19 protein-coding genes are annotated in these 19,061 nt (G+C 61.8%); 3 read left to right on the top strand and 16 right to left on the bottom strand.

Annotated elements, in window-relative coordinates; genetic code table 11:
* Positions 1 to 221: 221 nt before the first annotated feature.
* From E5J99_RS09930 to E5J99_RS09920, 3 genes are all read right to left on the bottom strand, one after another.
* Positions 222 to 548, bottom strand: a complete 327-nt coding sequence (locus E5J99_RS09930) for a protein tyrosine phosphatase (protein WP_210114431.1) — start codon at positions 546 to 548, stop codon at positions 222 to 224.
* Positions 549 to 579: 31 nt separating this feature from the next.
* A complete protein-coding gene (locus E5J99_RS09925; protein WP_135497572.1) occupies positions 580 to 1,962 on the bottom strand; it encodes a DEAD/DEAH box helicase in 1,383 nt (460 codons plus the stop codon).
* Between the two features lie 177 nt (positions 1,963 to 2,139).
* Entirely contained in the window at positions 2,140 to 3,108 is a 969-nt protein-coding gene (locus E5J99_RS09920; RefSeq protein ID WP_135497571.1) for a YihY/virulence factor BrkB family protein, read from the bottom strand.
* A gap of 99 nt (positions 3,109 to 3,207) precedes the next feature.
* Between E5J99_RS09920 and E5J99_RS09915 the strand changes: the two genes are divergently transcribed.
* Complete coding sequence (locus E5J99_RS09915) at positions 3,208 to 3,732, top strand: DUF2062 domain-containing protein (protein ID WP_210114430.1); 525 nt, start codon at positions 3,208 to 3,210, stop codon at positions 3,730 to 3,732.
* A 70-nt stretch (positions 3,733 to 3,802) separates the two neighbouring features.
* On the opposite strand, the gene E5J99_RS09910 is transcribed toward E5J99_RS09915, so the two are convergent.
* From E5J99_RS09910 to E5J99_RS09890, 5 genes are all read right to left on the bottom strand, one after another.
* Positions 3,803 to 4,750, bottom strand: coding sequence for an enhanced serine sensitivity protein SseB C-terminal domain-containing protein (locus E5J99_RS09910; protein ID WP_135497569.1), 948 nt, complete (start codon positions 4,748 to 4,750; stop codon positions 3,803 to 3,805).
* A 118-nt stretch (positions 4,751 to 4,868) separates the two neighbouring features.
* Complete coding sequence (locus tag E5J99_RS09905) at positions 4,869 to 5,303, bottom strand: c-type cytochrome (protein ID WP_135497568.1); 435 nt, start codon at positions 5,301 to 5,303, stop codon at positions 4,869 to 4,871.
* A complete protein-coding gene (locus E5J99_RS09900) occupies positions 5,300 to 5,989 on the bottom strand; it encodes an SCO family protein (RefSeq protein WP_135497567.1) in 690 nt (229 codons plus the stop codon). The genes E5J99_RS09905 and E5J99_RS09900 overlap by 4 nt, the downstream gene beginning before the upstream one ends.
* A complete protein-coding gene (locus E5J99_RS09895; RefSeq protein ID WP_135497566.1) occupies positions 5,986 to 6,420 on the bottom strand; it encodes a hypothetical protein in 435 nt (144 codons plus the stop codon). The genes E5J99_RS09900 and E5J99_RS09895 overlap by 4 nt, the downstream gene beginning before the upstream one ends.
* Positions 6,421 to 6,545: 125 nt before the next feature.
* Positions 6,546 to 7,043: a DUF4112 domain-containing protein gene (locus E5J99_RS09890; RefSeq protein WP_135497565.1), complete on the bottom strand. Its 498-nt coding sequence runs from the start codon at positions 7,041 to 7,043 to the stop codon at positions 6,546 to 6,548.
* Between the two features lie 135 nt (positions 7,044 to 7,178).
* On the opposite strand from E5J99_RS09890, the gene E5J99_RS09885 reads away from it, so the two are divergent.
* On the top strand, positions 7,179 to 8,168 hold the full coding sequence (locus E5J99_RS09885; protein ID WP_135497564.1) for an aldo/keto reductase: 990 nt from the start codon (positions 7,179 to 7,181) through the stop codon (positions 8,166 to 8,168).
* Between the two features lie 330 nt (positions 8,169 to 8,498).
* On the opposite strand, the gene E5J99_RS09880 is transcribed toward E5J99_RS09885, so the two are convergent.
* The gene (locus E5J99_RS09880; RefSeq protein ID WP_135497563.1) at positions 8,499 to 9,971 is read right to left on the bottom strand and encodes a diadenylate cyclase; all 1,473 of its coding nucleotides are present in this window, start codon (positions 9,969 to 9,971) and stop codon (positions 8,499 to 8,501) included.
* Positions 9,972 to 10,198: 227 nt separating this feature from the next.
* Between E5J99_RS09880 and E5J99_RS09875 the strand changes: the two genes are divergently transcribed.
* Entirely contained in the window at positions 10,199 to 10,465 is a 267-nt protein-coding gene (locus tag E5J99_RS09875) for a hypothetical protein (protein ID WP_135497562.1), read from the top strand.
* Positions 10,466 to 10,530: 65 nt separating this feature from the next.
* Here the strand turns inward: E5J99_RS09875 and E5J99_RS09870 are convergent, their stop codons facing one another.
* The 7 genes from E5J99_RS09870 to E5J99_RS09840 form a co-directional block, all read right to left on the bottom strand.
* Complete coding sequence (locus E5J99_RS09870) at positions 10,531 to 11,763, bottom strand: BaiN/RdsA family NAD(P)/FAD-dependent oxidoreductase (protein WP_135497561.1); 1,233 nt, start codon at positions 11,761 to 11,763, stop codon at positions 10,531 to 10,533.
* Between the two features lie 108 nt (positions 11,764 to 11,871).
* Positions 11,872 to 13,650: a chloride channel protein gene (locus E5J99_RS09865; RefSeq protein WP_135497560.1), complete on the bottom strand. Its 1,779-nt coding sequence runs from the start codon at positions 13,648 to 13,650 to the stop codon at positions 11,872 to 11,874.
* A gap of 110 nt (positions 13,651 to 13,760) precedes the next feature.
* Positions 13,761 to 14,588 carry a mechanosensitive ion channel family protein gene (locus E5J99_RS09860; protein ID WP_135497559.1) on the bottom strand — a complete coding sequence of 276 codons (828 nt, stop codon included), beginning with the start codon at positions 14,586 to 14,588 and terminating at the stop codon, positions 13,761 to 13,763.
* A 97-nt stretch (positions 14,589 to 14,685) separates the two neighbouring features.
* Positions 14,686 to 15,084, bottom strand: a complete 399-nt coding sequence (locus E5J99_RS09855; RefSeq protein WP_167852061.1) for a magnesium citrate secondary transporter — start codon at positions 15,082 to 15,084, stop codon at positions 14,686 to 14,688.
* The gene (locus tag E5J99_RS09850) at positions 15,057 to 15,365 is read right to left on the bottom strand and encodes a hypothetical protein (protein WP_135497557.1); all 309 of its coding nucleotides are present in this window, start codon (positions 15,363 to 15,365) and stop codon (positions 15,057 to 15,059) included. Before E5J99_RS09850 ends, E5J99_RS09855 begins: the two co-directional genes overlap by 28 nt.
* A 101-nt stretch (positions 15,366 to 15,466) precedes the next feature.
* On the bottom strand, positions 15,467 to 15,901 hold the full coding sequence (locus E5J99_RS09845; protein WP_135497556.1) for a nucleoside deaminase: 435 nt from the start codon (positions 15,899 to 15,901) through the stop codon (positions 15,467 to 15,469).
* Positions 15,902 to 16,069: 168 nt separating this feature from the next.
* Positions 16,070 to 19,033, bottom strand: coding sequence for a PD-(D/E)XK nuclease family protein (locus E5J99_RS09840; protein WP_135497555.1), 2,964 nt, complete (start codon positions 19,031 to 19,033; stop codon positions 16,070 to 16,072).
* Positions 19,034 to 19,061 lie beyond the last annotated feature (28 nt).

Here is a 19,061-nt window from a genome sequence, read left to right as displayed (position 1 = left end):
GGGCAGCAGGCAGGTCACCGCGTAAGCTATATAGAATGGCGCGTTGTAATTGATGAAGCTGTTTAGGAAGTCAAAAGAACGTCATGCTGAGCGAAGTCGAAGCATCTCTAACGCATTGGTAAATGATTACTGCTGCGGTAGAGATGCTTCGACTTCGCTCAGCATGACGTTCTAATTGATTTTTACAACTTCCTAAACAGCTTTGATGTAAATACAGCTGCTTATTGCGAGAGAAGAGCTAAATGTTCCCGCAGCCGCAGCCGCAACAAGTCAATCAGCAGCGGGGCCAGGAACTGAAATTTGTCGGGAATGCGCAGATTAATGATGGTCTTGCCGGCCAGCTCCGGCCCGAATTTCGTCCGCAGCATATCGGCGTGGCAGCGCTCCATCACGAAAATAGCATCAGCCCAGCCAATGTGGCCGGCCTGCACGCGCACCCGCGTACCCGGCTCGGTGCCGGCCGAGCGGGCTTCGTAGTGCGGGTGGGCATCGAAAAGCCGCTCGGCCGTGAGGCTGCGCCAGCGGTTCTGGCTGCAGATGAACAGCAACTGCCGGGCGTCGGCAGGAACTAGCGCTTCTCTACTCAACGACCGAAACGCGGATTTTACGGCCTTTGATTTTGGCTCCCGTCACGCGGTTGGCCACTTCCTGGGCCTGCTCACGCGGCACGGCCACGTAGCTGTAGTGGTCGAATACTTCGATGTGGCCGACGGCGTCGCGCTCCAGGCCGCCGTGGGCCACGAAGGTGCCGACCAAGTCGTGGGCGCTTACTTTGTCGCGGCGGCCGGCCGATACGTGCAGGGTGGTGCTGGTGGGCTTGGGGGCTTTGGGCGCGGCGGGCGGCAGCTTGGGCGCGTACATTTCCTCCCACTTAATACCTTCGGCCACGGGCCACTTCTGTACGTGCTTCTGCTCGTGGGGGGTGGTCAGGATGTGAGCCACGCCCTCGGCCCCGGCGCGGGCCGTGCGGCCGGCCCGGTGCTGGAACGAATCGGCTTTGTCGGGGGCATCGTACTGAATTACCGTATCGAGGGCCGTTACGTCGAGGCCGCGGGCCGCCACATCGGTGGCTACTACTACCTGGCTCGAGCCGTTGCGCAGTTTCATCAGCGCCTTGTCGCGCTCGGGCTGGGGCATTTTGCCGTGCAGCACTTCGGCGGCTACGCCCCGGCCCTGCAGGAAGCGGGCCAGCTCGGAGCACTTCTCGCGGGTGTTGCAGAATATCAGGGCGCGGCCGGTTTCGGGCTGGTGCAGCAGGTGCAGCAGCGCGGCGGGCTTCTTGTCGATGGGGCCCACGTGGCCACGTAGCGTCAGGCTTTCGGGCAGGGCCGCCTCGTCTTCTCCGGCATTCACGACCCGGGGCCGGGTCAGGTTTTTGCGAATCAGCTCCAGCACCTTCTCCGACATCGTAGCCGAAAACAGCAACGTCTGGCGGCGGCGCGGCAGGCGCTTGATGATTTCTACCAGCTCATCCTGAAAGCCCAGCTCCAGCAGCTTATCGGCTTCGTCCAAAATCAGCACTTTCAGCTGATTCGGAATGATAGTGCGGCGCTCAAAGTGGTCGAGCAGGCGGCCCGGCGTGGCCACCACGATGTGCGGAGCTTGGTTGAGCGAGGCGGTTTCGTCGCGAAAGGCGTGGCCGCCGTAAAACGCTGCCACGCGCAGATTCTGGGTGTATTTGCCGAGCTTTTTGAGGGCGTCGCGCACCTGCAGGGCCAGCTCGCGGGCCGGCACCAGCACGATAATCTGGACGGCATCGAGCTTAAGATCTACCTGATGCAGCACGGAAAGGCCATAGGCGGCCGTTTTGCCCGAGCCGGTGGGGGCCTGCCCCACCACATCCTGCCCGGCCAGGGCCATCGGAATTACTTGCTCCTGAACGGGCGTAGGAACGGTAAAATTCAGCTCTTCCAGGGCTTGTATGAGGGAAGGCGCGAGGCCAAGGTCGGCAAAAGAGGGCATGCGAAACGATAAAGTACTTGGCAAAGGTACGCCAGATTTTGGCGGAAGCCGCAGGAAAGCGGCGCTGCCGGGGCGTAGGCGGGCGTGGCTATTGGCTACGGGTTGAGCCGATGTAGAGGTAGGGGCTCGGCCGGCGGCCGTTTTCAGCGCAGGAGCCAGCCAGTAGCTCCGCCCGGTTTACCACTGGCCGGAGGCACCGCTGAGCTTGGTCTCGGTCGGTAAATCAATCAGACGGTAGCGCACGGCGTTTTTCTTGGGCCGAATATCCATGCCCGCGTAGTGGGCATATACTTTCGTGAAGCAGGCCCCGAAGTAGAAAATCATGGCCGAGTAAAACACAAACAGCAGCACGAGCACGATGCTGGAGGCCTGGCCGTAAATCGGACCCAGGTTGCGGGGCACCAGCAAATGGCCCAGCGCAAACTCGCCCAGGTCGATGAGCACGGCCGTGAGTGCGGCCCCGCGCAGCACAGCTTTCCAGGGTACGTGGGCGTTGCTCAGGTTGCGAAACGTGACGCCAAACCACATGGCCAGAATCAGCAGCGACACCAGCTGGCTCAGGCCCTGAATGAGATAGAAGCCGAAGTTGGGGTCGAAATCCCGGATGTAGTCGGCGAAAAAAGCCAGCAGCGCGTCGCTCAGAAAAGCCACCAACGACAACACGGCCGTGGTCAGCAGCAGGCCCAGGGAGCGGCTACGCTCTTTGAGCATCTTGCTGAAGCGGCCCGTGGTGCGGTTGGAGCGCACCTGCCACAGCTCGTTGAGGGAGTTTTGGATGACGACGAACAGCGTGGTGGAAATGAACAGCAAAAAGCCAAAGCCCAGCCACGTCAGCAAGCGGCTGCGCTCCACGTTGGTTACGTTAAGCAGAATCTGCTCGACCAACTCGGCGGCCGAAGTGCCCAGCAGCGCCGACAACTTCTTGAGCAGCAGCTGCCGAACGGCCGAAGCCGAATACAGGGAGCTCAGCACCTGAATCAGGATAATGAGGATGGGCGGCAGGGCGAAGGTGGTGAAGAAGGCCGTGGCTGCGCCCAGCCGCAGCGGGTCGTGGGTGGCCAGCTCGCGGGCCGCGCGGCGGAGCAGCAGGAAGAAATCTGTCCAGACTTTGCGCCGGGGCTGCCCCGGCTGGCGTACCTTTGTCATTGGCTTGGCGTACGAACTTCGGCGCAACGCCGTTTGGTGCGAACGGCGAAGGTAAGGTGCCGGCGTCGTACTGTCGAGTCTCTCATTCCCTTGTTGCCCGTGTCTTTTTCTGCTCCACCCATGCTGCCACCTGTGCCGCCCCAACGCCCCGGCTGGTGGCGGCGTCGCATCGTAGAGCCGGTTCGTAACATTCTTCGGCAGGGCCTGACCCCGCCGCAGTTGGCCCTCACGGTAGCCTTGAGTGTGCCTATGGGGCTGGTGCCCGTGCTGGGTATCACCACGCTGCTGGCTACTTTCGCTGCCGTGCGCCTGCGCCTGAACGTGGTGGCCATGCTACTCATTAGTCACCTGATGAGCCCGTTACAGCTGCTCCTCATCATCCCGCTGCTGCGGCTAGGAGCCCGCCTGCTCGGCAATGGCCAGGGCCCCGAACTCACCCTTGACCAGCTACAGTATCTGTTTGCCAGTGACTGGGGTAGTGCTTTGGCGCTGCTGTGGCGGGCCGGAGCCGGGGCGGTATTGCTCTGGGCCGCGTTTTCGGTGCCCGTGGGGCTGGCGCTGTACTTCGGGCTGCGGCCGGTGTTTCGGCGACTGTTGAGACGGCAGGCTGCCGCGCTGCAGTAGCTGAGCCTGTAGTACATAAAAAAAGCCCCGACCGAAGTCAGGGCTTTTTTACGTGCGGTTTCGAAGCCGCTTAGGCTTCAGCACGCTTGTAGGCGGGCTCAGCCTGGAGGAAATACTGGTTGAGAGGTTCGTCCGAGGTTTTGTCCAGCACCATCACGTCCACGAGGTCACTCTCCTGGATGTTGCCCTGAATGACGGCACCCATTTCTTCCAGGAAAGCCGGGTCGTTGTCGTCGGTGTAAAACGCCAGCAGCAGGCGCGAGGGAGCATTGTTGTCCTGAAAATGCACCATGGCCACGTGGGCTGCTTCTACTTGGGGCTTGCTCAGGGCGAAGCCGCGCAGGGCCTCAATGAGGGCGGCGTGCTCTTCGGTGGCAGGGCCGAGCATCACCTGCATGTTGCCGGGTGCCGACTGGCCCATCGAGGTAGCAAGCAGCTCCGCAATTTCACTGGCCGGCAGCAGCTTGCCCACCGTCGAGAAGGGGTTCAGGGCGCATTCGGCTCCTTGCACCATCTGGAAAAAATCGAGGCCGCGCAGGCGCATGTAGGGCAGCGAGTCCTCGGCGGTGTCGCCCTCGAAAATCCGCTCTTTAGACGTGAAAACCGGAATCTTGCCGTCGTTCAGCACCTGAAGCTGAATTTCCATTCCTTCTACGGGCGTTATTTCTCCCAGCGGGCCGCCTTCTTTAGCAATGGTCACGACCAGTACTTCCTCGTTCAGCAGAGCTTGGTAAAAGCCAGGACGGAACTCGGGCATGGTAGCGGCATTGAGCAGCAGTTGCTCCAGCACGTTGTTGGGCTCGAAGTGCGGCATGGAGGGCAGCTCCGGAATCGGCATCTGCGGCATAGGCATTGGGGCGGGCACGGCCGAAACCGGGGCCGTCACACTGCTGCCTTTGTAGCGCGGCCCGGTAGCTGGCGCAGGTGCCGCCGCCGGGGCAGACGCGTCGGCCGGGGCCGGGGTAGCAGGTGCCTGGGGCGCTTGTTTGTTGGATTTCAGAAAGTCGAACAGACCCATACGTACGAAGTAGATTGAATTTGCAAGCTAGTGAGGTTTGGGGAAGAATACCGCCAAAAATCCCTCTTCCTATGACTTTTGTAGTAGCAATTTGGTTCCCAGTCCGTTCGTTCGTCGGTTAGCGCCCGTCGCTGCCGCCGCAGCCGCGCAGCTGCTCCGATACTTCCCGGATGGTGAACACCTCGCCCGCGTTGCCCCAGGAAGTCTGCACGAAATTCAGAATGTTGGTAATCTGCGAATCGGTCAGATGCGAGTCGGCCGGCGGCATCACTTGGTTGTAATCCACGCCGTTGACGATAATTTGACCCTTCTGGCCTTTGCGCACCAGGCACGCCAGCGCCGCCCGGTTTTTTAGCAGGTAATCGGCCCCGGCCAAGGGCGGAATCAGGCGCTTCAGGCCTTCGCCCTGGGTGCCGTGGCAGCTGGAGCAATGACTCTCGTAGAGGCGCGCGCCCTCGTTCTGCCGATTGGAAAAACACCCCACGATACTACCGGTCAGGGCTAGTGCCGCCACCAGGCGCAGGAGCTGCGCGGGCCGGGCCGGACTTTTCATTGGGCTTTTTTCTGCTTTTCCGCTTCTTCCCGCAGCAGCACCGGCAAATCCTGAATCAGCTTGTCGATCTGCTCCTTTTCCGTGCCGTCGTACACGCCCCGAATGTGACGCTCCGAGTCAATAAGGGCGAAAGCGCCGCTGTGCGCGTAGCCGCCGGGTACCTCGCTGTCTTTTTGCGCGGCCGTCATATAGCGGGGAGCCAGGGCAAAAATCGTGTCGTGGGGCGCCGTGGCAAAGTGCCAGCGGCTGGCATTCTCAATGCCCAGGCGCTGGGCGTAGTCGCGGAGCACCGGAATGGAGTCGTGGGCCGGGTCGATGGTGTGGGACAGGAAAAGCACCTGCGGATTGGCCTTGAACTTCTCGTACACCCGCAGCATTTCGCCCTGCATCTTGGGGCAAATACTGGGACAGGTAGCAAAGAAAAAATCGGCCACGTAGACCTTGCCGGCAAACGTCTGGTTGGTGATGGTCTGCCCGTCCTGGTTGGTTAGCGTGAAGCTGGGGATGGAGGCAAAGATGGTATCGGCCGGGCCACCGTCGGGGCGGGGGCGCACGTCCCGCTCGCCAATGTAGGGCAGCACCTGAGCCGTTTCGGCTTGGTTATCGGAGCAGGCCGGCAACAGAAAGATGCTGCCTAGGGCCAGCAGGCCGACAGGCAGAAGGCGGCAGAAAGCGGAAGATATCATTGAGCGGAAGAATGGGGCGAAGTGCCGGCCAGCTGAAGCACCAGCCGGGCCGAGTCGAGGCTGCGGCGCATAAGCCGGCCCACGGAATCAATTTTTTGCTGCTGAGCGGTGAAGTAGGCGCGCTTGGTAGTAACCGCTACACTGTCGGCGGGTTTGCGGTACTGATGCATCCAGCCCATCATGGCCGCGTCGGCCGTGAGCAATGCCCGGCGCTGCCGACCCACCAGCGCGGTGTCGGGCAGCGGGGATTTCTGCAGCTTCTGACGCAGCTCGTAGAGCTGGCCTACCTGGGCCATGAGGGTATCGTGGCTGGCCAGCACGGCCTTTTCGGCGGCAGCAACTTGCTGGGCTTCATCAGGAGCCGCGGTGCAGGCCGTGAGGCCGGCCAGGCCAGCGGCGGCCAGCAGAGTGAAAATACGGGAAGTGAGCACGGCACAAAGGTAAGGCACGCGGCTGGCAGTAGCACCGTCGGGCTACGCCAATGCTACTACCGCCAGTCCGCGCTAGCGGCTGGTCGTGCTCGTTCAGGCGGGAAGCTGTTTAAGGCTGTTAAAGCTTATTGGAAGTATTCCCAAGCCAACCGGAAAAGCCAGTAGCCGCCCCAGAGGATAAGTCCTCCGATGAGCAGGAAAAGGATGATTGCTGCTACAATCAGGCCTTTGCCGCTGCCCGTATGCCTGCCCTCGGCGTAGTGCCGGCGCAACAGTGCCACATTGCGCTCATTGCTCTTATAGGCGAAATCGAACAGGCTACCCAGCAACGGAATGGCTCCGATGACGGTGTCGAGCAGGATGTTGAGTACCATGCGCACTACCACCGCGCCGCTGGCCCCATGGCGCATCATGGTCAGCAGCAATGCTCCCGAAACGGCCAGCGTCGACAGGTCACCGACGACGGGAATCAGGCCCAGCAGCGGGTCGAGGCCGAAGCGGAAGGAGGTGCCCGGCAGCCGAAACTGGCTGTCCATGAGGTGGGCAATGCGTTCGACCCACCGCAGGCGCTCGTCCTGGTCGAAGGTGGAAGCGGGAGCAGTAGTACGGGTAGGGAGGGCCATCGGGAGGGTGTTTTCTGCCTTTAACGCGCATCCCGCCTAATATGATGAAGTCAGTTTCAGCCGCAGGCAGCCAAGCAGGCGGCCGGTGCGTAGGATACAAGGCTTGCTCGTTTTCTATCACCTCTACACTAGCTTATGGAAACTCGCATTTTGGGCCAGAACGGCCTGCGCGTATCGGCTCTGGGCCTTGGCTGCATGGGCATGTCCGATTTCTACGGGCAGCGCGACGACGCGGAAAGTACCCGCACCCTGCACCGCGCCCTGGAGCTGGGCGTTACTTTCTTCGATACGGCCGATATGTACGGGCCTTTTCTGAACGAGGAGATGGTGGGCCGCGCCTTCCACGACCGGCGGCAGCAGGTGGTTATTGCCACCAAGTTCGGTATTCAGCGCGACCCCAACGACCCCGCCAGGCGCGGCGTGAACGGCCGCCCCGAGTACGTGCGCCAAGCCTGCGACGCTAGCCTCAAGCGCCTCGGCACCGAGTATATCGACCTCTACTACCAGCACCGCGTCGATCCGGACACGCCCATCGAGGAAACGGTAGGGGCCATGGCCGAACTAGTGACGGCCGGCAAAGTGCGCCACCTGGGCCTCTCGGAGGCCGCGCCCGATACCGTGCGCCGGGCCAACGGCGTGCATCCTATTGCGGCGCTTCAAACTGAGTATTCGCTCTGGAGCCGGGAGCCGGAAGACGGCGTGCTGCCTATCTGCCGGGAGCTGGGTATCGGCTTCGTGCCCTACAGCCCACTGGGACGCGGATTTCTCACCGGCCAGATTCAGAAATTCGACGATCTGGACCCGGATGACTACCGCCGCCACACGCCGCGCTTCCAAGGCGACAATTTTCAAAAAAACCTGGATCTGGTAGCGCGGATTAACGATTTGGCGGCCCAAAAGAACTGTACGGCCAGCCAATTGGCACTGGCCTGGGTGCTGGCGCAAGGCGCCGATATCGTCCCGATTCCGGGCACGAAGCGCGTGCGCTTCCTGGAAGAAAACCTGGGCGCGCTGCACGTACAGCTACGTCAAAATGAGCTGGATCAGCTCAATGAAATTGCTCCGCTGGGTGCCGCCGCCGGCCTGCGCTACCCCGAGCAGATGATGCGTAGCGTGAACGGATAGCAGGTGAGGGAGTACCACTTCGTGATTCAGGGCGCTTCGTTCTGTTTCGCCCGGCATTGCTCACGTCTGTCATCTTGAGTCTGCGAAGCGCCTTCCTGACTTGCCTCACAAAGTACTCAAGCAAAAGTAACCGTAGCAAAGAGACGGTCATACTGAGCTTGCCGAAGCATCTCGCTCGCCTCGTCGGAGCCGTTCAACGACACGAGCGAGATGCTTCGGCAAGCGGCCGTTAGATAAGGCATGACACGAAACCGACCTCCTAAATAGCTTCATAAGGCTGGTATTCGAACAAAAAGCTCACTAACCCAACCACTGCTCCATCTCGTGGCCTTACCGCTTCACTGGTGGCAACAGGTCAATCAGGCCGTCTTCGCTGACGACCACGGCCAGGCAGGCGTAGCGGCTGCTTTCGACGTAACGAACGGCGGAGTTGTAGCGCGAGCCGCGCGAGGAGTCGCCCTTCTCGGTGGCTAGCCCGTCCAGAATAGCCCCGATGGCATAGCATACGCCGGTGGGGTCGATAAACACCGCGCCGTCGATGTTGGTAACCAGGCGCAGTACCGAGGGCGTCATGATGCGGGGCGTGACCCGGAAGCACTGCCGGGTGAGGCGCACTGCTTCCTGCGCGGCTCCTTCCGAAATCACCAGAATCGTCCCGTTGGTTTGCTTGGTCGCTTTTTGCGTTAGCTCCCAGAGGTAGGCAATACCGGGCTCATCGACGCCAGGAAAGCTGCGGTGCACGGCCCGGGCGAAATTTTCGGCATCGACGCGACCCTGCGGCAGGCGTGGCGTGTTCGATACCACCTTCATCATCACATGGTCGTTGTGGCTTAGCTCCCAGCTATAGTGCTTCGTGAAATGCACCGTAAACAGCGGCTCATAATGCGGGTCGCTGGGCTCCACGGCGTGGCCCAGGCCAAATACGTCGGAGGCATCGGTGATAAGGGACGTGCGACCCTCGCTCAGCTCCAGCAGCTTCCGGATGGAGCGGTGGTCCCGGAGCGGAATGGGCGTTTCCAGCGTCAGCACGGGCACTACAGCCGGGTGGTGGCGCCGGGCCACCAGCATCGTCCCGATTCCCTCGTCGCCCTCGTGGCGCAGGGCCGCTACGCCGTTGCAGGCATCGTAGAGGCCGTGGGTGCCGGCCGCGGCCCGCAGCATGAAGCGGCGGCCGGCCGCGCGCAGCAACTCATTATAGTCCCGGTCGAGCACGGGGCGGTCCTCATCCGTATCCGATTCGCGCAACGCGCGGGAGCAGTCCTGCAAAAACTCATGCACGGCCGCGTTTAGCAGCGAAGGCGAGCGGGTGCCGCGCTGCTGCGTTGGCAGCGCATAGTAGCTATGGTAGGCTTCGCTGGAAAGCTGGAGCACTACCACCACCAGGTAGCCGTACAGGCTCACGGGCAGCGAGCAGAAGCTGATTCGGTCTTCGCCGCGGTGCTCGGTCAGATTGGTCAGGAGCTGCAGCGTCGAGCGGCGCATCAGGTCGTACCAGCGCAGCTTCTCATAGCGGTCCTGGTCGGTCGAGTACAGGTGGTACACCATGTCGCGGGGCCCATCGGACTCCAGATCGGCGGCCAGGGCTTTCACGCTGGCAAAGTTGGCAGGGGAGTAGCGGTGGGTGGCGGGTTCGATGACGACGGCCTGCGGCTCGTCTGTTTCGCGGGCTGAAGCTAAGCCCAGCAGAAAAACTTCGGGCTTTAAGTTACGGTCGAGCAGGTTGAAGATGCCATCGGCAAATAGCTGGGCCGTGACACGAAAGAGGCTTTGGTGGTCCCACATGGACATTCGGGGGCGGGGCAAACGAGCGAGAGGAAGGGGCGTATGGCGGAAGGTACGGGAAAACGGCCCCGAAGGTAACGGCTGGGCGGCGTAAGATTCTGCCTGCTTTGCCCAACATCTACCGCGCCACAAGGTTAGACAAGGTATAAAAAGGCCTGCTTTCCCTTGTCAATCGGGCCGCAGAAGCGTAACTTAGGAAACCCAGTACACCCGCGCCTACTCGTGGTCAGCGCCTGACGGCTACCGTTATGTTCATCGATATACTGCTGGCCTTCTTCTGCGCCTTATCCTTTCTGCCGCTCACCACCGGCTACTGCGCCTATAGCTATGGCCGCTCGTTCTGGCTATGGTTTGTGCTGGGGTGTGTGTTGCCTATCGTCTCGTTCTTTATCCTGTTTGCCTTGCTCTACCGCAAGGAAATGGACCGTGGGTATCAACTGCTGGCCGAGGCCAAAGCCATTCTGGCTTCTGCGGAGGAAAAAGCCAAGAGCGTAAAAATAGAGGATCAGGAATAAGCGTAAGTCAGCGCGGTGCGCCGTAGGCGGAAGCATGAGCGCCTGAACAAATGAATAACGTGGGCTTAGCGTGCCAGCCACTGGTGCGCGCCGTGCGCAGCCCAGGCCCCGGTGCTCAGGCAGCCCTGCAGCAGGTAGCCGCCGGTAGGAGCCTCCCAGTCCAGCATCTCACCCGCCACGAAAACTCCCGGCCGGCGCGCCAGCATCAGGTTCTCATCCAGCTCGTCCCAGGCTACGCCGCCCGCCGTGGAAATGGCTTCGTCCAACGGCCGCAGTCCCCGCACCGGAATGGGCAGCCGCTGCAACAGCGCGGCCAGCGTTCCGGGCGAGTCACCGGCCGTGGCGGGCCCTAGCTCCCGCAGCAGCGTGGGCACGGGCGCACCCAGGCGGAGCGTTTTGTCCAGATAAACGGCCAGGGACTTGCCGTTGCGCGGTTGGCGCAGCTTCTCCAGCAGGTGAGCAGCCGAGAGGTCAGGCTTCAGGTTCAACAGCAGCACGGCCGGCGCTTCAGTGGCCAGGGCGGCCCGCAAGGCGGGAGTAAGGGCGTATACCGGTGTGCCTTCGAGCCCGTAATCGGTCAGCATCAGCTCACCCCGCACGGTGTGGAGGCCGCAGGTCAGGGCAATGTTCTTGAGCGGCACGCGGCCCACTTTGTCCCGGAAAAAAGCCGACCACGTCACTTCTGCTCCACAGTTGGCTGGCTCGAAGGGCACGCAGCGCACCCCGCTGGTGGTCAGGGCGGTGGTCCACTGGCCATCGGAGCCGGTTTTGGTCCAGCTGGATCCGCCCAGCGCCAGAATGGTGGCCTGCGGGTGCACTACCAGCTCTTGTCCCGTCGCATCGTCGCGCAGCCGTAAGCCATTGTCGGGCGTGAATCCCAGCCAGCGGTGCCGCACCCGAATGCCTACGCCCAGCGCTTCCAGGCGGCTCAGCCAGGCGCGCAGCACCTGCGCGGGCTTGTGGGCGGCCGTCGGAAATATGCGGCCGCTGGTACCCACGAAGGTTTCGATGCCCAGCGTGTGCAGCCAGTGGCGCAGGTCGTGGGGCGAAAAGTGCCGTAGGTAGCGCTGAAAGCTGGCTTGGCGGGAGCCGTAGCGCTGTTCAAAATCGGGGAGAGGCTCGGCGTTGGTCAGGTTGAAGCCGCCGTGGCCCGCCACCAGAAACTTGCGCCCCACCGTCGGCTGCGCGTCGTACACGACTACCTGGTGGCCGGCTTCGGCTAGGTGCTGCGCAGCCAGCAGGCCCGCCGGGCCGCCGCCCACCACGGCAATAAAGGACCCCATACGTTCAGTTGCCATCAGGCTGCAAGGTACGGCACTGGTTTTTGCGGACGCAGCGTAGCAGTAAGCACGACATCTGGTAAGCACGAAGCATACAGGAAAACGGCCCTGCACAAGGGTGTTCCACTAATCCGTTTCCTTCAGCAGTTGGCGCCGGTAGCTGGCCAGAATAGCCGCCTTGAGCACGAAGCCCACGTAGCGGCCGTTGCTGATAACGGGCAGCGCCCAGGCATTCAGCTGCTCCATGCACCGCAGAATGTCGAGCATAGTGTCGTCGGGGTTGACTACGGCGGGCGGTGGCGTCATCAGGTCACGCACGCGGGTGGTGTTGTAGTGCTCGTCGTCGAAAAGGGCGTCGCGCACCGTGTCCAGCGTGACGATGCCTACCAGCCGGCCCCCGGCATCGACGACCGGAAACAGGTTGCGCGTGGCGTGGCGAAATACCGTAACCAGCTCGCCCAGTGTGCTATCGGGCAGCACGGCCACGAAATCGGTGTTCAGCATCGACATGGGGTCGAGTTGGGCCAGTAGGCTCCGGTCGCGGTCGGCGTGCATGTATACGCCCCGGGTCACGAGCTTGCGGGTGTACACGGAGTAGGGCTCGAAGTACTTGGTGATGAGGTAAGAGCTGGAGCAGACCACCATCAGGGGCACAAACAGGGCGTAGCCGCCGGTGATTTCGGCAATCAAAAAGATGGCCGTAAGCGGGGCGTGAATCACGCCGGCCAGCGTGCCGGCCATACCCAGCACGATGAAATGCACCTCCGAAATCGGATAAAGGCCGCTGAGGTTAATGAGACGGCCAGCAATGAAGCCCACCAGCGCGCCGGCAAACAGCGACGAGCCGAACATACCGCCATTGCCGCCCGAGCCCACCGTAATACAGGTCGCGAATACTTTGAGCAGCATACTGGCCGCCGCCACCAGCAGCAGGGTCCACACGTTTTCGTCGCGGTACACCGAAAACAGCGAGGCATCGGTGAGGCGCTCGGGGTGGCCACTGAGCAGCAGCTGCACTACGTTGTAGCCTTCGCCATACAGCGGCGGAAACAGAAATACCATGATTCCCAGGGCCAGGCCGCCCAGCAGCACCTTGCGAAAAGTGCCTTTTTGCCGCTCAAAGTATTGGTCGGCCAGGAAGTAGATGCGAATCATGTACACCGACAAAAAGGCCGTGAGCAGACCCAGCACGATGTAGAACGGAATGGCCTGCACCGGCCAGCTATTGGTAATGAGCACGAACGGCTGGCCCGCATACAGCGACTTGGACACCACCGTGGCCGTAGCCGAGGAGATGAGCAGCGGAATAAAAAAAGGAGCCGACAGCTCCGACAAAATGACCTCCACCGCAAACAGCACCCCGGCAATGGGACTGTTGAAAATAGCGGCCACGCCCGCTGCCGCGCCGCAGCCCACCAGCAGCCGCCGCTCGCGCCGACCGACGCGCAGAATCCGGCCGAGGTTGGAGCCCAGCGCCGAGCCGGTTACCGAAATCGGAGCCTCCAGACCAGCGGAGCCGCCGAAGGTCACCGTCAGAAAGGACGTGATGAGCTGCGAATACAGCTTGCTGCGCGGCACAATGCTGCCCTGCCGGGCAATGTTGTAGATAATAGGCCCAATGCCCCGGCTCAAGGCTCCGTTCAGCGCGTAGCGCGTGAAAAGCACCGTGAGGCCAATACCAATAATAGGGTAGAGAAACAGGGCAAAAACCCGGTTCTGCTCGGGCACCCACGCATACAGCAGCTCCTGCGCGTTTTGTACCGAGGTCTTGAGCAGTACGGCCGCCAGTCCGGCCAGGCCGCCCACCAGCACGCTCACCAGAATTAGGTAGACCCGGTCGTTGACGTGGCGTAGTCGCCAGAGCAACAAGGGACTAAGTGTTCGGTGAAGGAGGGTTTTGGGCATTAGACAGGAAACAGAAACTAACCGGGGCCAGCGGGCCGTAGCACGGCTATTCTACCTCAACGCATGATAGTAAAAAACAGGTATTGACGGGCCGAATATCCCGAAAAAAACTATTGCGCTACGGTTTGTACGCTGTAGCTCTGCTCGGACAGCCGGTCTTTGACGCCCCGCATCAGCTCACTTTTCAACTCCAGCGTGCCCCGGCGGTAGTCCTCGGAATAGGTCCAGAAATACGTGCGCAGATCGGCGGTAGTCGCACCGGCTTTCTCCAGAATAACATAGGGCGTGTGCGGCTCTCCCGACTCCACGTGTTGGTTGGCCCGTACGTAGTGCAGCAGCAGGTCGGCGGCGTGCTGGGAGTTGCCATCGGGGCCCAATTCGACCGTAGTCAGGAAATCCTGCCGGATGTAGCCGTCGCGGGTATAGTTGATGAGCGGCTCGCGCAGCACCATGGCATTGGGCAGAAAGATATGCTTGCCGTCGAAGGTTTTGATCAGTGTCGTGCGCAAGCTGAGGTCTTCCACCTTGCCAATCAGGTCCTTGATCTGCACCGTATCATGAATGCGGAAAGGGCGGTTGAAGGCCAGGACGACGCCGGCCAGGAAGTTTTCGGCAATATCCTTCAGGGCAAAACCCACAATAAAGGCCGACAAGCCCGCCCCAGCCAGCAGGCCGCCCACCATCGTGTAGAGCCCCACGACTTCCATGGCCAGCACTACGCCGGCCAGAATCAGGGCCCACTTGCTGAAGCGGGTCAGAAAGTCGGCCATCAGCGGGTCGTGCGATTTGGCCCGCAGCTTGCCGCCGAGCAGGCTGCTAAGTCGCTTGGCAATCAACAGAGCCAGCAGCAGCACCACAACGGCAATCAGCAGCTTGGGCGAGATATACAGGAATTGTTGCCAGTAGGTATTCAGAACGCGCTGCAGATCGGTCAACATACTCCGGGGTTAGGTTTAGCTGGTCCGGCCCGGCAACTACCAGGAAAGACCCAAGCCAGCTTGTACGAGCCACCCGCAAGGCAAGGTTCGCAGCACCTCAAGCCGGGCGGTTCAGGCACCATCGGAAAAACAGGGTTCCCAGGCCATAGGCCGCTACATCGAGCAAGTCGGCGGTGTGCCGAGCAGAAAGCAGGGGCAACGCCAGCTCAAACCACAGAGAAACGTACAGCCAAGCCCCCACCAGCCAGGAATCGGGAAGCCTAAAGAGCGGGTTGCGCTGCACCCAGCGCCGTTGCACCACCACGGCCACGGTCAGAATAACGGGCAGGGCCAGCAAATCGGAGAGGTAGGCCGTGAGCAGCGGCGGCAGCGGCCAGTGGCCGAAGCGGGCGTTCAGCTGATACAGCAGATACGTGAGCAGCGGCAGCCAGAATGCCGGGCGGCGAAACTCGCGCGGCACGCTTGTTCTTAGCCTACCAATAGCGTGATTACCCACAGGATAAATGAAACCGTGGCGGCGAAAGCCAGCTGTCCGCCCCGCGCAATGTGCTTGAAAAACCGCGTTATCGGGCCATCTTCGGGCTTAAGCTCAATCAGCAGGAACTGGGGCAGCGGTGCCTGGGCCTCCTTTTCCCGGGCCTGCTCACTGCGGTTGCGCACGGGGTCCAGTAGCTGGCCGCACCGCTGGCAGGCATCGTCCGACTGCTGCTGCCACGGTGACCAAAACCCACAATGCGGGCATTTTTTGGAGGCGGAAAGCGGCGTGGCATCGGTCATACGGCAAAGGTAGTGTCTGCCGGGAACAGAAGCGGTCCACTCCGGTCCACATAATGATGTGGCGGGCCGGAGTGGGCCGACTAGGCAGCGTAGGTTAGTGCTTACAGCTCCATAATATCCTCGTTCCAGAGCGTGGGCTCGGCTTCGATAAACTCGGCCATCATCTGCACGCACTCGTCCAGATTCAGGTCGACGACTTCCACGCCGTGGCTTTCCAGAAAGGCCCGCGACTCGCCAAACGTGCGCGACTCGCCCACCATCACCTTCGGAATCTTGAACTGCACGATGGTGCCGGCACACATGTAGCAGGGCATCAGGGTGGTATAAATCACGGTGTCGCGGTAGCTGTGCTGACGGCCGGCGTTGAAGAGGCAGTCCATTTCGCCGTGCTTAATCGGGTTGTCTTCCTGCACACGCTTGTTGCGCCCACGGGCCACGATTTTGCCGTCGCGCACCAGTACCGAGCCAATTGGAATACCGCCTTCCTGACGGCCCTGGCGCGCCTCGTCGATGGCGGCCTGCATAAATTCGTCCATGATATTTCTTTTTTGTGAGAAAGTAGAGAGGTGACGCAGGCAAAAGTAGTATTCCTACCGGAGCTAACCTGCTGGCTGACTTCGTCTGTTGTATCGTCTCTCATCCTGAGCAGAGGAAGGTCCTTCGCTCTGCTCAGGATGAGAGACGATACAACAGCGGTCAAAAAGCTACCGCGCGCAAATGCCCCGGTAGGGACAGTACTGGCACCGCTCCAGGTCGTCGGTCTTGCGGATGGGCTCGGCGGGGTTCATTATTTTCTGGGCGAACTGGGCCAGCAGCGCTTCGCCTTTGGCCACGAACGAGGAGCCGTCTTCGGTCAGAAAGCCCATTTCGGCCGTCATGGGGCCGGCACTGAGGTTGCGCAGGGAAATGATGGCGGCATCGGCGGCGGGGCGACCAGCTCGTTCCAGCATGAAGCGGTAGAGCCAGAGCTGCCGCACTTTATCGGCCGAGGACGTCACGTCGGAGAGCAGGCGCTGGGTGGCGGCGGCGGCATCGTCGCCGCGCTTTTGCAGCTTCAGGTCGTAGGGCTGCACCAGGCCGGTTTTGTAGTCCACCACGCGCAGGCGGCCGTCGGGCAGCTCGTCGAGGCGGTCGGTGTAGCCGAAGACAATCATGTCCAGCGTTTCACCCGTGGCCAGCTGCACCGGCACTTTCGAGTCGAGAATCTTTTCCAGCGCTACCACGCGCAGGGGCAATGCGCCGGGCGTTTCGAGCAGGCCTTCCAGGTAGCGGCGCACCAGCTGGGCCGCTACCTGGCCCAGCACATGGTTCAGGCCCTCGTCGGGGCGGGCGTGGCGCTCGTCCTGCTCGTGGCGCAGGGCCCGCTCCAGCTCCTGCGGAATCAGGCGCACCAGCACCGGAATATCCTCGGCGGTTATGGCCTTCTGGGCCTCCACAAACGGCGTGAAGAGTGTTTCCAGGGTTTCGTGTACCACCGTGCCGAAGCTGTCGGCCCCCAGCTTTTCCTCCACCTCGTCGGCCTCCTGAAACTTGGCAATGCGGGCGAAATAGAATTGGAGCGAGCAGTTCAGGTACTGATTCAGGGCCGAGGGCGAAAGGCCGCGCTCCAGCACGCCACGCAGGGCGGCCAGCATTTCGGGGTCTTTTTCGAGCACCAAATCCCCGCCGTACTCGCGCCGGGCCGTGTCGGGCGCGTCGTCCAGCACGCTGGCCGTGAGGGTGCGCAGGGTCAGGTTGGGGCTTTGCGGCAACAGATCATTCTCAATCTGGAGCAGAAACCGGCTTCGCTCGCCGGTGCGGGCTCCGTCGCCGCCGGGCAGCACGTGCAGCAGGTCTACGCGGCGGGCGCGCTGCAGCAGCCGCCAAAACTGGTGCGCCGTGGCCGCTTCGTGGTCGGCGTACGTCGGCATCTTGAACTGCGTGAGCACGTCGTAGGGAAACAGCGACGAGTTGTTTTTGGGCGCCGGCAGCACCCGCTCGTTGCAGCTCAGAATAATGACGTGGTCGAAATCCAGGGCGCGGGTTTCCAGCAAGCCCATCACCTGCACATCGGCAATGGGCTCACCGCTGAACGGCAGACGAGTACGCGTCATCTGCTCGTAGAGAAACCGCCGGAACGAACGCACCGACAGCCGCTGCTCCCGGCAGTCGAACACCGAGTCGAGACGCTTCACCAAGGTGAAAAACAGGTACAGATATTCCGCCTCGATGGCCGAATGTTGATCCTGGTAGGCCTTTTTGAGTAGATCAATGAGCGTGTAGCAGGCCGCAATAATATCGTCGCAGGTGTCCCAGGTAGCAAACAGGGCCTCCACCAGCGGGTGCTGCTGGCCGATGTCGAGCAGCTCGGCGGCGGGCAGCAGCACGGCGTTGCGCTTCACGATCTGCTGGCAGATTTTGTCGAGCAGGCCGTGGTACTGCGTCTCGGGCTGCTTGTCGAGCCACTGCTGGTAGCGGCGCAAAAACGGGTGGCCCAGCAGCTTCGTGACGGCCAGATGGTGGTAGCGCGGCACGCCGTAGCCGGTTTCGGGGCTGCCCTCCCGAATGCCGGTCAGGTGCACTTCGAACAGCAGATCCACGAGGTTGAACAACGGCGTGCTCTGGAAGCTCAGACCCATCGTCACGTTGTATTCGGGCACTGCCTCGGGCGGCAACCCGTGCAGCACGGGCAGCAGCAGCGTTTCGTCGGGCAGCACGATGGCCACTTTGGCGGCCGGATTTTCGCGGCGCGACGCGGCCAGCAGCTGGCCCGCTACTTTGCCCTGCATGCTGGCATTGGCCACGCCCACAAACTGAATTTCGCGCTCCAGCGTCCGCAGCAGATTGGGCAGGCCGGTACCGGTGTCGCCGAAGGCTTCGGCCGGCAGCTCCCAGTTTTTGCGGTACTGGCGCAGGTGCTGGCCGGCGCGGTTGGGCGAGTCGGTTTCGAGGTAAAACGCGTCGCCGTCGAAGCGCACCTCGGCGCGGTTTTCCTTCAGCAGCAACTGAATCAGCCGCTGCTCGGCCCGGGAAAGGGAGCCCAGGCCCAAAAAAACGTGGTAGGGCAGCACCTGGTCGTGCTCCAGGCGGTTCTGCACCTTGTTCACGGCCAGGCGGTAAGCCAGGCCAGGATATGCCAGGTGCGTCTGCTCCATGCGCTTGCGCAGACGCCAGTACACTTTTTCCAGGTCGTCCCAGAAGCGGAAGTAGGCCGCCGTGGTACTGATTTCGGGGGGCGTGGCGGCCAGCTCCCAGCGCTCCAGGGCTTTGGCTTGGGTGAGGTACTCGAAGACTTTGGCCGGCGAGGCCAGGTTCTGGTCGAGGTTGGAAAAATCCTGCACCAGCAGCCCCGACCAGCCCACGAACTGGTCGAAATCGAGCTTGGGGTCAATGTCGCGCAGGATGTCGAAGAGCAGCAGCTGCAGGGCAATGGGCTCTTCGACCTGCACCCCCGACAGTTCCACCATGTAGTCTTCCATGGCCGCCACGCGCGGGCTCCACACCGCCGAGCCGGCTTCAGTGGCCAGGCTCAGCTCATTTTTCAGATACACCACCGCCCGCCGCGTGGGCACCACCACGACCAAATCCGACAGCTCCGCGCCCGGAAAGCGCGTGATTAAGTCGCGGGCGGCTTGGGAGAGGAAGGAATCGGTGGTTGTGATGGGTAGGGTAGAGGCGATAATAGACATACGAGCGGCTAAGAAGACCTAAAGTTAC

Origin of the sequence: Hymenobacter elongatus, from assembly GCF_004745955.1 — a bacterium.
GTDB lineage: Bacteria > Bacteroidota > Bacteroidia > Cytophagales > Hymenobacteraceae > Hymenobacter > Hymenobacter elongatus.
This window is presented reverse-complemented; position numbering and strand designations above follow the sequence as displayed.

Excerpts from the sequence above, each read along its gene's own strand:
- E5J99_RS09920 (WP_135497571.1), bottom strand. The coding sequence starts at position 3,108 with ATGACAAAGGTACGCCAGCCGGGGCAGCCCCGGCGCAAAGTCTGGACA.
- E5J99_RS09885 (WP_135497564.1), top strand. The coding sequence starts at position 7,179 with ATGGAAACTCGCATTTTGGGCCAGAACGGCCTGCGCGTATCGGCTCTG.
- E5J99_RS09900 (WP_135497567.1), bottom strand. The coding sequence starts at position 5,989 with ATGATATCTTCCGCTTTCTGCCGCCTTCTGCCTGTCGGCCTGCTGGCC.
- E5J99_RS09910 (WP_135497569.1), bottom strand. The coding sequence starts at position 4,750 with ATGGGTCTGTTCGACTTTCTGAAATCCAACAAACAAGCGCCCCAGGCA.
- E5J99_RS09905 (WP_135497568.1), bottom strand. The coding sequence starts at position 5,303 with ATGAAAAGTCCGGCCCGGCCCGCGCAGCTCCTGCGCCTGGTGGCGGCA.
- E5J99_RS09890 (WP_135497565.1), bottom strand. The coding sequence starts at position 7,043 with ATGGCCCTCCCTACCCGTACTACTGCTCCCGCTTCCACCTTCGACCAG.
- E5J99_RS09870 (WP_135497561.1), bottom strand. The coding sequence starts at position 11,763 with ATGGCAACTGAACGTATGGGGTCCTTTATTGCCGTGGTGGGCGGCGGC.
- E5J99_RS09850 (WP_135497557.1), bottom strand. The coding sequence starts at position 15,365 with ATGACCGATGCCACGCCGCTTTCCGCCTCCAAAAAATGCCCGCATTGT.
- E5J99_RS09845 (WP_135497556.1), bottom strand. The coding sequence starts at position 15,901 with ATGGACGAATTTATGCAGGCCGCCATCGACGAGGCGCGCCAGGGCCGT.
- E5J99_RS09840 (WP_135497555.1), bottom strand. The coding sequence starts at position 19,033 with ATGTCTATTATCGCCTCTACCCTACCCATCACAACCACCGATTCCTTC.
- E5J99_RS09875 (WP_135497562.1), top strand. The coding sequence starts at position 10,199 with ATGTTCATCGATATACTGCTGGCCTTCTTCTGCGCCTTATCCTTTCTG.
- E5J99_RS09925 (WP_135497572.1), bottom strand. The coding sequence starts at position 1,962 with ATGCCCTCTTTTGCCGACCTTGGCCTCGCGCCTTCCCTCATACAAGCC.
- E5J99_RS09865 (WP_135497560.1), bottom strand. The coding sequence starts at position 13,650 with ATGCCCAAAACCCTCCTTCACCGAACACTTAGTCCCTTGTTGCTCTGG.
- E5J99_RS09860 (WP_135497559.1), bottom strand. The coding sequence starts at position 14,588 with ATGTTGACCGATCTGCAGCGCGTTCTGAATACCTACTGGCAACAATTC.